Origin of the sequence: Methylacidimicrobium tartarophylax, from assembly GCF_902143375.2 — a bacterium.
GTDB classification, from domain to species: domain Bacteria; phylum Verrucomicrobiota; class Verrucomicrobiia; order Methylacidiphilales; family Methylacidiphilaceae; genus Methylacidimicrobium; species Methylacidimicrobium tartarophylax.
Genome location: NZ_CABFVA020000124.1, coordinates 1 through 11549, shown reverse-complemented (window position 1 = coordinate 11549; position 11549 = coordinate 1). Strand labels below are relative to the sequence as shown.

The 11549-nt window shown below is 56.6% G+C and carries 13 protein-coding genes and 1 other RNA gene; 7 read left to right on the top strand and 7 right to left on the bottom strand.

The window, feature by feature from the left end; genetic code table 11:
- Window positions 1–75: 75 nt before the first annotated feature.
- The gene (locus tag MAMT_RS11490; RefSeq protein ID WP_178087086.1) at window positions 76–234 is read right to left on the bottom strand and encodes a hypothetical protein; all 159 of its coding nucleotides are present in this window, start codon (window positions 232–234) and stop codon (window positions 76–78) included.
- A 138-nt stretch (window positions 235–372) separates the two neighbouring features.
- Between MAMT_RS11490 and ssrA the strand changes: the two genes are divergently transcribed.
- Window positions 373–759: a transfer-messenger RNA gene (ssrA, locus tag MAMT_RS10890) on the top strand.
- Between the two features lie 100 nt (window positions 760–859).
- Here the strand turns inward: ssrA and purM are convergent.
- Together purM and purF are read right to left on the bottom strand one after the other, a co-directional pair.
- Window positions 860–1873: a phosphoribosylformylglycinamidine cyclo-ligase gene (purM, locus tag MAMT_RS10885; RefSeq protein WP_142661052.1), complete on the bottom strand. Its 1014-nt coding sequence runs from the start codon at window positions 1871–1873 to the stop codon at window positions 860–862.
- A 26-nt stretch (window positions 1874–1899) separates the two neighbouring features.
- Window positions 1900–3348, bottom strand: coding sequence for an amidophosphoribosyltransferase (purF, locus tag MAMT_RS10880; RefSeq protein WP_246186666.1), 1449 nt, complete (start codon window positions 3346–3348; stop codon window positions 1900–1902).
- Between the two features lie 185 nt (window positions 3349–3533).
- Here purF and MAMT_RS10875 point away from each other — a divergent pair, with 185 nt between their 5' ends.
- Window positions 3534–4043, top strand: coding sequence for a hypothetical protein (locus MAMT_RS10875; RefSeq protein ID WP_142661051.1), 510 nt, complete (start codon window positions 3534–3536; stop codon window positions 4041–4043).
- Window positions 4044–4075: 32 nt separating this feature from the next.
- A complete protein-coding gene (locus MAMT_RS10870; protein ID WP_142661050.1) occupies window positions 4076–4786 on the top strand; it encodes a nucleotide-binding protein in 711 nt (236 codons plus the stop codon).
- A gap of 52 nt (window positions 4787–4838) precedes the next feature.
- Here the strand turns inward: MAMT_RS10870 and MAMT_RS10865 are convergent, their stop codons facing one another.
- From MAMT_RS10865 to MAMT_RS10850, 4 genes are all read right to left on the bottom strand, one after another.
- Window positions 4839–5804, bottom strand: a complete 966-nt coding sequence (locus MAMT_RS10865; protein ID WP_142661053.1) for a beta-ketoacyl-ACP synthase III — start codon at window positions 5802–5804, stop codon at window positions 4839–4841.
- Between the two features lie 7 nt (window positions 5805–5811).
- Window positions 5812–6849: a phosphate acyltransferase PlsX gene (gene plsX, locus MAMT_RS10860; RefSeq protein WP_142661049.1), complete on the bottom strand. Its 1038-nt coding sequence runs from the start codon at window positions 6847–6849 to the stop codon at window positions 5812–5814.
- Between the two features lie 17 nt (window positions 6850–6866).
- Window positions 6867–7052 carry a 50S ribosomal protein L32 gene (rpmF, locus tag MAMT_RS10855; RefSeq protein ID WP_142661048.1) on the bottom strand — a complete coding sequence of 62 codons (186 nt, stop codon included), beginning with the start codon at window positions 7050–7052 and terminating at the stop codon, window positions 6867–6869.
- A 266-nt stretch (window positions 7053–7318) separates the two neighbouring features.
- Complete coding sequence (locus MAMT_RS10850) at window positions 7319–7780, bottom strand: YceD family protein (RefSeq protein WP_178087085.1); 462 nt, start codon at window positions 7778–7780, stop codon at window positions 7319–7321.
- A gap of 322 nt (window positions 7781–8102) precedes the next feature.
- Between MAMT_RS10850 and nrdR the strand changes: the two genes are divergently transcribed.
- The 4 genes from nrdR to glnA all read left to right on the top strand — a co-directional run bounded on the left by nrdR (window position 8103) and on the right by glnA (window position 11488).
- Window positions 8103–8585, top strand: a complete 483-nt coding sequence (nrdR, locus tag MAMT_RS10845) for a transcriptional regulator NrdR (RefSeq protein WP_142661046.1) — start codon at window positions 8103–8105, stop codon at window positions 8583–8585.
- Between the two features lie 21 nt (window positions 8586–8606).
- Window positions 8607–8957 carry a histidine triad nucleotide-binding protein gene (locus MAMT_RS10840; protein WP_142661045.1) on the top strand — a complete coding sequence of 117 codons (351 nt, stop codon included), beginning with the start codon at window positions 8607–8609 and terminating at the stop codon, window positions 8955–8957.
- 422 nt (window positions 8958–9379) lie between these two features.
- Entirely contained in the window at window positions 9380–9718 is a 339-nt protein-coding gene (locus MAMT_RS10835) for a P-II family nitrogen regulator (RefSeq protein ID WP_178087087.1), read from the top strand.
- A 336-nt stretch (window positions 9719–10054) separates the two neighbouring features.
- Window positions 10055–11488, top strand: coding sequence for a type I glutamate--ammonia ligase (glnA, locus tag MAMT_RS10830; RefSeq protein WP_142661043.1), 1434 nt, complete (start codon window positions 10055–10057; stop codon window positions 11486–11488).
- The last annotated feature ends 61 nt before the right edge of the window (window positions 11489–11549 follow it).

Below are 11549 nucleotides of genomic sequence, written 5' to 3'. Positions count from 1 at the left end.
CCTGTCTGCTTCGTTGCGCCTTGCATCGAGGCCCATCCGCCGCGCCTCGGGTACGAACTTTGTGAGACATGCAGGCTAGTGCGAGAGGATCCGGTAGCCGAGGGAGACGAACAGCCCGAGAGCGAATTGAATGACGGATAGGACGAAGAGCGCGAAGGAGCATAAAAGAAGACCGAGCCGGATTCGGCGTTCGTTCTCGCCGTCACCCGGGGGCCATTTGGGATTACCAACCATAGTGCTGCCCTTTCTGCTCACCGAGCTCCATCTGTGGTGGGAACGTCGTCTGCCGATCTTGTTTATCTCCAGGGCGGGGAGCATCGCCTCTATTTGACAAGCGGCTCTTCACTCCGTAAACTTTAAGCATTGGATTAAGGGGGCGCAAACGGTAATCGATTCCCGTGCATCCCCGTTCGTGGCAAGTCGAGGGCTGGAGAGCAGGTTGGCCTCGTAAAAAAACCCGCTCAAAGAAAATAACTGCCGACCATGAGTTGGCCCTTGCTGCTTAAGCGAATCGCTAAACAGCAAGCGTTTGTTTCGCATCGCGCCGGTGCGGGCGAGGCAGATGTGTTTTATCGCCGGACGATCTGTTCATGGTTACGAGTTCCATGAACGGACCGTAAGAAAAAGCTCGGCGTGTCGCTCGCATCGCGGGTGGCTTGGCTAGCGGCGGTGCGCGGTTCGTCTATCGAGCCACTAAACTTGTAGAAGCGAACGAGGTTCCACGAGAAGACGAGGGTTCGACTCCCTCCGCCTCCACCATCTAGAAAAGGCAAACCTTCTCTCTTGGGACCTTGTCCCGGGTCACGGGCTTTCTTTTTCCCTTGTTACAGGGTGTGCGTTAAAAGCTTCGGGCGTTCCGTCAGCAGAGAAGTACGCGTCCCTTGCCCGGCACGAGCCTGCCGATGATTCGGCCGTTGATCGCATGGGCGATCTTCTCTCCATGAACGGCGGACGCGACCAGAACCATCCCAATCCCCATGTTGAAAACCCGATAGCTTTCTTCCTGCGAGATTTGTCCAACCTTGGTTAGAAAGCGAAAAAGAGGGGGGATGCGCCAACTTTTGATCTCAATTCGAGCGTCCAGGCGCTTCGGGAGAATGCGCGGGAGATTTTCCGGCAAACCTCCTCCGGTGATGTGAGCAATTCCTTGCAACGGGAGGCGAAGCCGACGAAGCCGGCGAAGTTCCGGCAGATAGCAGCGATGCACCCGAAGAAGCTCTTCTGCCAGGGAGAGGCGGCAACCAGGAATGCGCGCTGCCAGTGAAAGGTTCCCTTCCTCGAATAGAACCTTTCTCGCCAAGGAATATCCGTTGGTGTGAAGACCGCTGGAACGCAGGCCGATGAGAAGATCGCCCTCTTCCATTTCTTCTCTGGGGAGCAGTGCCCGACGGTCCACGACGCCGACAATGGCTCCCACTAGATCGTATTCGTCATCGTGGTACATTCCCGGCATTTGTGCTGTCTCTCCGCCCAAGAGAGCACAACCGATTCTTCGGCATGCTCGAGACATCCCGTGCAGAATGTCCCGGAAGCTGTCCGGATCGAGGCGAGAAGTTCCTACGTAATCTAAAAAAAAGAGCGGTTCTCCTCCAGTCGTTAGGATGTCGTTGACGCAATGATGAACCAGGTCTTCTCCCACGCCTTGGTGGCGGTTGGCGAGGGCGGCGACCTTGAGCTTGGTGCCCACGCCGTCGATACTCGCAACCAGGACTGGTTCTCGGTAGGCCGAGAAGGTCGGGCGGAAGAGTCCGCCAAAGCCTCCGATTGCGCCGAGGACCTCAGGCCGCGTGCTCTTTTGGACAATGCCGCGCAGGCCGGCTTTCACCGTGGCGGCCAGATCAAGGTCGACTCCCGCTTGGCTGTACCGATCCATAACCGGAAAAACGGAGGAAGGCCTCGCTATTTGGCAGCGAGCCGCGCCAACTGGCTCCTCTCCAAAATTTCCTTGTGCAATCCTTGGTGAAACGCGACGGGATATCGGCCCGTGAAACAAGCGGAGCAAAAGCCCATGCCGGATTGCGGTGAGCCGCATGCGCGGAGGAGACCGTCGAGATCGAGATAGCCGAGGGAATCCGCGTTCAAGTACGACTGGATGCGATCCACCGGCAACTGGTTGGCCAGGAGGGAGCGGGGATCGGGAAAGTCGATCCCGTAATGGCAGGCAAAGCGGTGAGGGGGGCAGCTGACCCGGATGTGAACTTCCGCGGCGCCCGCTTCTCGGAGATTGGCGACTCGTGCGCGAGCCGTGGTGCCCCGAACGATCGAGTCGTCGACCACGACGACCCGCTTCCCGCGAACCGATTCTTGTACAAGGTTCAATTTGATGCGGACGTTAAAGTCTCGAATGAGTTGAGTAGGCTGGAGAAAGGTGCGGCCGATGTAGTGGTTGCGCACAAACGCCAAGTCGAATGGGATGCCTGCTTCCTCCGCGAAGCCGAGGGCTGCATAATTACCGGAGTCTGGTACCGGGATGACAAGGTCGGCTTCGACCGGATAGAGTCTGGCCAGCTCACGCCCCATTTGGATACGGGCCTGGCTGACGTTTACCCCATGAATCGTGCTGTCCGGCCGGGCAAAGTAGACAAATTCAAAAATGCAAAAGGCCGCGGTATCCAGCGGCTTCGGCGCGCGTAGCGTATGTACCCCTTCTGCATCTATGGAGACTACCTCTCCGGGAGCAAGGTCCCGGAGGAACTCCACATGGAGAAGATCGAAAGCGCAGGTTTCGCTGGCAACGACATAGCCATCATCCAATCGTCCCAAGGACAGGGGGCGAAATCCTTGCGGATCTCTCGCCGCGAGGATCTTGTCCTTCGTCATGAGCACGAGGGAGTAGGCGCCTTCGGTTTGATCCAAGGCCCAGACAAAAGCCTCTTCCACCGGCTTACCGACCCGTTGCGCCATCAGGTGCAAGATGACTTCACTATCGGTGGTCGTCTGAAAGATCGATCCCCGACCTTCCAAGCGCGCGCGAAGGTCGGATGCGTTGACAATATCGCCGTTGTGCGCCAAAGCCAGCTCTCCTTGCGAGCAGACGACCGCGATCGGCTGCGCATTCGTGAGATTGCTGGAGCCCGTCGTGGAATAACGAACGTGTCCAATGGCCATCTGTCCGGAAAGAAAGGAGAGGGATGCCGAGTCGAAGACCTGCGAAACAAGGCCCATTCCTCTGTGAATCCGAAAGGGGCGCTTGCCGTCCGCTGTCGCGATGCCGGCGCTTTCTTCCCCGCGATGCTGCAAGGCATAGAGTCCGTAAGTCGCAAGAGTGGCGGCATTGGGATGACCGTATACGGCAAAGACCCCGCACTCTTCTCCAGGATAAAGGCGCACTTCCCATTGATAGCGCACCCCGGCCGGGGGTACAAGGGTAAGAATTGATAAAGAAGTTCTGAGCGGAGGCGCGCTCTCATCGATGGCGCATTAATGGATGCATAATGGATGTACAATGGTTAATAAAAGGTCTCCCGCAGCTTTCGCTTTAAGGGAGCATTTTTCCTTTGACGAGAGAAGGGCAGGGGCCTACAAAAGCGAGCATGGCTGGCAAGCCCTACCGGAGCAAGCTGGAAGCTTACTGGGATACGATCCGGGAGTTGCGTCAGAGGCGCAAAAGCTGGCGCGAGATTGCCGAGGCACTGCGGGAGCAAGGCGTGGAAGTCAGTCAACATGCTTTGTATAATTTTGTTCAGGTCCGCAGGAAATGGGCCAAAGTAGGAAAATTCAGCGAGCTTCCTCACCCCGATGCCATCGGGAAAGGACAGGGTGATTCGCCGAGCGGGGCGGTAAAGCCCAAGGCAAAGGCACCCAAGCCGGTAGAGACCCCTCGTCCCGAGGAGCTGGAGGGTCAGTCAGCGGAAAGCTCCTTGGAAAGGGCGATTGCGGCTGCCAAGGCGGCGGCGAAGGGACGAGCGGCTCACAGAGCACCGGAGCAAATCGTTGAGCGGATCGAAGGGCTGACTTTCCTGCCTCCCATCCAAAGAGAGGAAGCAAGGGAAAAGCCGATGAAGGAAAAGGGCCGAAGCCGTGGTCCCTCTCCACGAAACTAGTCCACGGCAGATGACATTCGGAGTGACGGACAATGGCGAAAAGCGTAATACACATCATCCTTGGCACCAAAGGTGGAGTTGGAAAAACAACCTTAGCTTGCCATTTGGCAGACTATCTTGCCGGTCAACACGTCCCGCACCTTCTTGTGGATGCGGACGACGAGAACCATTCGTTTCACCGCTTTTTTCCTGAATCGCTGTTGGTCAATCCACGGAACGTCCGGAGCGTCGACTCTATTGTAGGAATGGCGGAGAGCGGCGACCACCGTGTCGTGCTGGTGGATCTACGCGCGGGGAGCGGAGAAGAGATGCTGCGATGGTTTGAAGATGTGCCCTTCGACGAGCTGCGGGAAGCCGTTCGCTTCGTCGGCTGGGGTTGTGTGACCACCGATCCCGATTCCGTCGTTGTCCTTTTGCGATGGGCAAGTTCCTTGGGTGATCGGCTGCAGTACGTCGTCGCAAAAAATGAAAAGGATGGCAAGGAGATGGATGCGCTCGAGCAGACAAAGGAGGGAGCCGAATTCCTGAAAAAGAGGAGACCGGAGACGGTCCGCATCCCGTTGCTTTCTCCCTCTTCCGCTGTGGCCGAACTCAACAAGAACAACCTTTCTCTGGGGGTCGCTCTCGCACTGAAAGAAAAGATTCCGGGGCTGACCGATACGATGATGAGAAGCCGCTTCCGGCGGTATCAGCGAGGCATCTTTGATCAGTTTGATCGGCTGGCGGAAGTGATTTTTCCCTGAGAGGAGAGCGAGCCTTACCGGGCGCGCAGCGAAGCACTTTCGGTTCGGCGGGCTACCACTCCAGCAAGGCACTGGCCCAGGTGAGGCCACCACCAAACGCGATCAGGAGGATCTTTTCACCGGGTTGGATGTTCCCTGCGGTCAGGGCCTCGTGGAGGGCGATCGGGATGCAGGCAGCGGAAGTGTTGCCATACCGTTCCAGGTGGATGAAGAAGCGTTTGAGCGGCAGGTCTAGACGGGTGGCCAGCAGTTCGATAATCCGCATGTTGGCTTGGTGCGGAATCACATAGTCGACCTTATCGACCGGAAGGCCGACCTTGTTCAGGCAGGTTCTTGCCGTGGATTCCATGGCGTCAATGGCGAGCCGGAATACCGTCTTGCCTACCATCTGAATGAACTGCAGTCCTTCTCCCACGTTTTCCGCTGTGATGGGAAGCCGGGAACCGCCCGCCGGTACCGTAAGTACTTGTCCTTGGGATCCGTCCGCTCCCAGATCATGAGCGAGCAGCCGTCCTCCTGTGGCAGACTGCTGGATGATTACGGCACCGGCTCCGTCGCCGAAGAGAACACACGTATTTCTGTCCGACCAGTTTACGATGGAGGAAAGCTTCTCCGCACCCACGACGAGGATCGTGCGATAGGTACCAAGCGCAACTAGGTGATGCGCCATGACCAGTCCGTAGAGAAATCCGGAACAGGCGGCTTGCAGGTCGAAGGCGGGAACTTTGCGAGCTCCGATCTTCTGCTGAATTTGGCATGCCGTCGAAGGGAAGAGCGTATCCGCCGTCGTCGTCGCCACGATGATCAAATCAAGATCCTCTGGTGTCAGACCTGCTCGTTCGAGGGCCATCAGCGCCGCCGCGGTCCCCATGTCGGATGGGCATTCCTTTTCGGCCGCGATTCTGCGCTCCTGGATACCCGTTCTCTCGACGATCCAGCGGTCGCTTGTGTCGACCATGCTCTCGAGATCGCTATTCCTGAGAACCTTCGCGGGCAGATAGGCGCCCGTTCCGACAATCGAGGGTTTAGGCTCTCGATGCTGCTGTGTTTTCTGACTCGGCCTCACAATGGCGCCTCATCTCCTGAATAATTCTGTTATTTACGTTCTGTGTGACGGCTTCTCGCGCGATGCGAATCGCATTGCCAATCGCCTTTGGGGTCGAGGCTCCATGGGCAATGATGCACGTTCCGTTGATCCCAAGAAGAAGAGCGCCTCCATATTCCTCGTAGCTGGCTTTCTGCTTTACGGACAAGAAGGCTCCGCGAGCAAGATAGGCACCGAGCATCCGAATCGGATTTCGTCCAAGCTCCGAGCGCAGCCAGTGCATGACCGCCTTCGCAATGCTCTCTGCGGTTTTCAGCACGACATTGCCGACAAAACCATCGCAGACAACCACATCCACAGGATTTTCAAAGAGGTCATGACCCTCGACGTTGCCGCTGAAGTTGAGCCCGGCCTGCGCCAGAAGCTTAAAAGCCTGTTTCGTCAGTTCATTGCCTTTTGCGTCTTCCGTCCCGATGCTTAAAAGCCCCACGCAGGGATTAGCGACGTGAAGCAACTCTCGTGAATAGATGCTGCCCATAATGGCATAACCGAGCAGATGCGTGGGATCGGAGTCGATATTGGCGCCGGAATCGATGAGCAGAAACCGCTTATGTTCCGTTGGGATCACCGTTGCAATCCCGGCTCGCGGAATGCCGGGCAAAGTTCGCAAGAGGATCGTTGCCGCCGCGACCACCGCCCCGGTATGGCCGGCGGAAACCAAGGCATCGGCTTTCCCTTCCTTTACGAGTCGAACACAGCGGCTGATGGAGGAGTCCCGCTTTTGACGCACACTTTCGATGGCCTGGTCGTCCATAGCCACTACTTGAGTAGTATGGACGAACTCAACTCGGTCGATAAATTGGCGTCCTCCATGACGCCAAAACTCCTCGGCGATCTGATCACGATCTCCGACGAGCAGGAGGGTGATGTCGGGATAAGCTTGAAGTGCTCCTATAGCCCCCAAAAGGGGGTTTTGAGGTGCAAAATCACCCCCCATCACGTCTAAAGCGATCTTCATCCGCCCTTAGCGGCCGGTCATTCCTCGGTCTTCTGGGTCATGACCTGGCGATCGCGATAACTTCCCGTCGCGGGATCAACGCAATGGGGAAGGTGTAAGTTGCCCGTTTTTGGATCCTTGAAAAGTCCCGGGGGCGTCCACCGGTTCGCCGCTTTTCGAGAGCGAAGTCGAGCCTTCGATGTCTTGCGCTTAGGAACTCCCATAATATCTCCTTTTCAGATTTAATGGCGTTTGTGGTGATTTTCCACTCCAGCCAGCATTCGCACTTCCACGATCGGCATCAGAGATAGCTCCTGAACTCGGATCTCCATGCGCGTCGAGGCGGTTCCATAACGGTCCTCGCAACCATTGCGAGAACAATCGTGATCAATCAAGAAAGTCAATCCGTCCGTTCCTTTTTAAGTTCGCTACGGCAAATGAGGGTCCGTTAATCTGCCGTCATCGCACGGTCTTTGCCGACTCGGCGGGATCAACGATTTGGCTCGAACCGTTCCAGGATTCCCCAAACGTCCTTTCCGTGAATCGATTGCTCTGCTCTGGCTTGGTTCTGTGCTCGAATCCCTTCCGTGAAGCAGCTTCCCGCTGCCTGCTCGTCGCAAACCGCTATCATCGGAAGGGCCAACAGGATGTCCTCTCGGACAAAGGGTGTCAAGTCGATCCACAAGGGCAGGGGGGGACGCAGTCGAACTTGAAAATCCGGGAGTCGAATCGGCCAGTGCAGCCAACGGCAGCACCGACCGCACTGCAGTTCTACGGCAGTTTCGACGCTTCCCGTGCCCACGACAAGATCATCGACAAGAAAGAGGGAAAGATCGATCGTGATGGGATCCTTCGCATGAGCGGCCGGCTCGTCCAGTCCCAAGATAGACGGTTGCAGGACCTCTTGCACGCGCAGCGGTTCCACCGAAAGACTTGCCGTCTTGATTTTCATGCTCCAACTAAGCTTACGGAAGGCCGCTTTTCCACTGAAAAAGGGAAAAACTTGCACCTGGGAAAAGTCGGGAAAAGTCGGCATGGAGGCATGGTCTTGGGATCGAGAAGCCGATGTATGCCTCTTCCCAGAGATGAGCGTTTCCGTGCGGGGGATTCTTTGCCTCGGCAAACATCCGCCCACTCGACGAGTCTTTAAGACGCCAGAGTAGGGGCTTTTGCTCTGGCCGTGTGATCGACGCGGAGGTACTGTTTTGGAGACTCAAAGTGAGTGAGCTTCCCGTGCAGGCTACAGCAACTCCGTTATTTGCGGTCGCACTACGATGAAATGCCCGAAATGCGGAAAACAAAAAGACCGGGTGGTTGATTCCCGGCCGCTTCGCGAGGGAGCTGTCGTACGCCGCCGTCGAGAATGCCTCAAGTGCGGGGCTCGCTTCACCACCTACGAGGAGATCGAGCAGCTTGCGCTCCGGGTCAAAAAAAGGGATGGCAGCTTCCAGATCTTCGATCGGCTGAAGACGATCCGGGGAATTGAAACGGCCTGTGAAAAGCGTCCCGTCAGCCTCAGAGCGATTGAAGATCTCGTGGATCGGGTCATCGCCGATCTTGTGCGCTCGTACGGCCGCGAGATTCCCTCGAGCGCAATCGGGGAAGGGATCGTCGAAGAGTTGAGAACCCTCGATGAAGTCGCCTATGTCCGCTTTGCTTCCGTCTATCGAAAGTTCCGAGACGCGAGCGACTTCGTCCATGCGGTAAAAAAGCTGAACCGGACTGCCTCAACGCATGAGACGCTTCCACTCTTGTAAGAGAATCCACAATCCATACTTATGAAAACCATCTTTCGCCGAATCATCGACCGGGAGCTACCGGCCGACGTGATTTACGAAGACGAACGCTGCATCGCGATTCACGACATCCATCCGGTCGCCAAGGTCCATGCGCTTCTCATCCCGAAAAAAGAAATTCCGCGTCTTTCCTCGGCGGAAGCAGGCGATCAAGAGCTTTTGGGTTATCTGCTCGTCGTCGCTACAACGGTTGCGGCGAAGCTGGGAATCGCGGAGACGGGCTTCCGGGTGATCATCAACAACGGCAAGGACGCGGGCGAAAGTGTTCCGCATCTTCATCTTCATCTCCTTGGTGGCGAGCCCTTGGGCTGGAAGCACGGCGGATCGAACTGAAGATCCCGGCGTCGATCGACTTCTAAGCGGCAGCAAAAACTCCGGCCGCTCGGCCTGATCTTCAGCAAAAACCGCGGCCGAGTTCTGCGGCTGATTAAAAACGAGAAAGGGGAAGCCCGTGAAGGGTTCGGGGGCCCACTCCATCAGCCCCTTTATTAGTTCGCACAATAAGTGTTATGTTAAATAACTAGGGGTGTGTTGCCTTTGGGTCCAAGGCCGTTTTTCTTCATCCGCTTGGCTGGTCCGCGCTTCTTTCGGAGGTCTTCCGCGATAATCTTCCGGCTGATCTACGGTGTCGTCGTGGCATAAAAGATGCTTTTCGTGTTGCAGTCGTCGCGAAAGACGGTTAGCAAAAAGCTTTAGGTCGCTCCGTAGACGATGTCAGAGGGGGAAAAAGAAAATGGGGAGAGAAGAACATGGCGCTGTGTAAGATCGAGGCGGTGATCAAACCTTTTAAGCTGGAAGAAGTAAAGGAAGCGCTTACGGAAATAGGCATTGCTGGTTTGACCGTTGCGGAGGTCAAGGGGTTTGGTCGTCAGAAGGGGCACACGGAAATCTATCGGGGCAGCGAGTACACCGTCGACTTCCTGCCGAAGGTGAAGATCGAGGTGGTTCTGGAAGAAGCGCTGCTGTCGAAGGCGACCGAAGCGATTATCAAGGCGGCGAGAACGGGCAAGATCGGCGATGGAAAGATTTTCGTAGTCCCCGTATCCGAAGCGATTCGGATTCGGACGGGGGAACGAAACGAGCATGCCATCTAGGCCATTCGGGGCTCCTCGCCCCCTTCCCTGACTGCGTTCCGGAGGGGTGGCCCATGTCGAATGATCCAGGTCGGGCCTACCGATGCGCTCCATGTGGCGTTTTCTCATGGATGGTGACGAACGCAAGGGGCGCTACGTTGACGCATCGATGCACCAAGTCCGGGAAGAGCCGGGCTTTTTTTTGTATAGTTTTGCGCTAAGAGTGTGGGTACAAGGATGATCCAGATGGTCTAGCGCAAGAAGAGGAGCGGAATGTCCGGCGATCTTGCCTGGGGCAATTCCAGAGTTCCTCCTAGAGAGAATGCGATCCAATACAAGAGGAAAAGGGAGTCAGATATGGCCGAAAAGTACAAGCGATGCGCTTCGGGAGAAGAAGCGTTGGCGTTCGGGCGTGAGCACAATACCCGCCTGGTCGACCTGAAGTTTTGCGATCTGTTGGGGACATGGCAGCACTTTACCGTGGGCATCAACGAACTGCCGGCAGAAGCCTTTGCGGAAGGGCTCGGGTTCGATGGCTCTTCGATCCGAGGCTGGCGTGGCATCCAGGAATCCGACATGCTGGTCATGCCCGATCCGTACACGGCTTTCATCGATCCGTTCATTGCGGAACCGACCTTGAGCTTCATCTGCGCGATTTCGGATCCGATCACACGCCAGACCTACGCTCGGGACCCAAGAAGCATTGCGATTCGTGCCGAAGCCTACTTGAAGACCACCGGCATCGCGGATAGCGCATACTTCGGTCCGGAAGCCGAGTTCTTCATCTTTGACGACGTCCGTTACGAAAATCAGTCCAATGGATCGTTTTACGAGGTCGATTCCGTCGAAGGGATTTGGAACACGGGGCGGGACGAGGAACCGAATTTAGGCCACAAGATTCGACATAAGGAGGGTTACTTCCCCGTACCGCCGACGGATACGCTCCAGGATCTGCGGGATCAAATGGTGCTTTGCTTGGAAGATCTGGGTGTTTCCGTGGAAAGGCAGCATCACGAGGTCGCGACGGCCGGGCAAGCGGAGATCGATATTCGCTTCAACACCCTTCTTCGGACCGGCGATGACATGATGACGTATAAGTACGTAATCAAGAACATCGCCCGCCGCTTCGAAAAGACGGCGACCTTCATGCCCAAGCCGCTCTTCGGGGACAACGGCTCGGGGATGCATACCCATCAATCGCTCTGGAAGGAAGGAAAGCCGCTCTTCGCGGGCAATCGATACGCGGGATTAAGCGAACTGGCACTTCACTACATCGGCGGCATTCTGAAGCACGCCCCGGCGCTGACGGCGATCACCAACCCGACGACAAACAGCTTCAAGCGGCTGGTTCCCGGATTCGAGGCTCCCGTCAACTTGGCCTACTCGGCGCGGAATCGGAGTGCTTCGGTTCGAATTCCGATCTATTCTCCGAGTCCGAAAGCCAAGCGCATTGAATTCCGTACACCCGATCCGGCGGCCAACGTCTACTTGGCCTGCGCGGCGATGATGATGGCGGGTTTGGATGGAATCCAAAATCGGATCGACCCGGGCGAGCCGTTGGAGAAGAACATCTATGAGCTTCCGCCGGAGGAACTGAAGAAAGTTCCAACCGTCCCCGACTCTCTGCGAGGAGCCGCCGAGGCGTTGGAAAAGGATCACGAGTTCCTGCTCAAGGGCGACGTGTTCACCAAGGATGTGATCGATACGCTTCTGGAACTGCGTAAAAAGGATCACGACGCTTTACGACTCCGACCGCATCCGATCGAGTACCAGATGTATTACGACATCTAAGCCGACGGCTGAGAGCCACAAAGCTGCACAGCAAGAAGGCCGCGCTTTCCCGGCGCGGCCT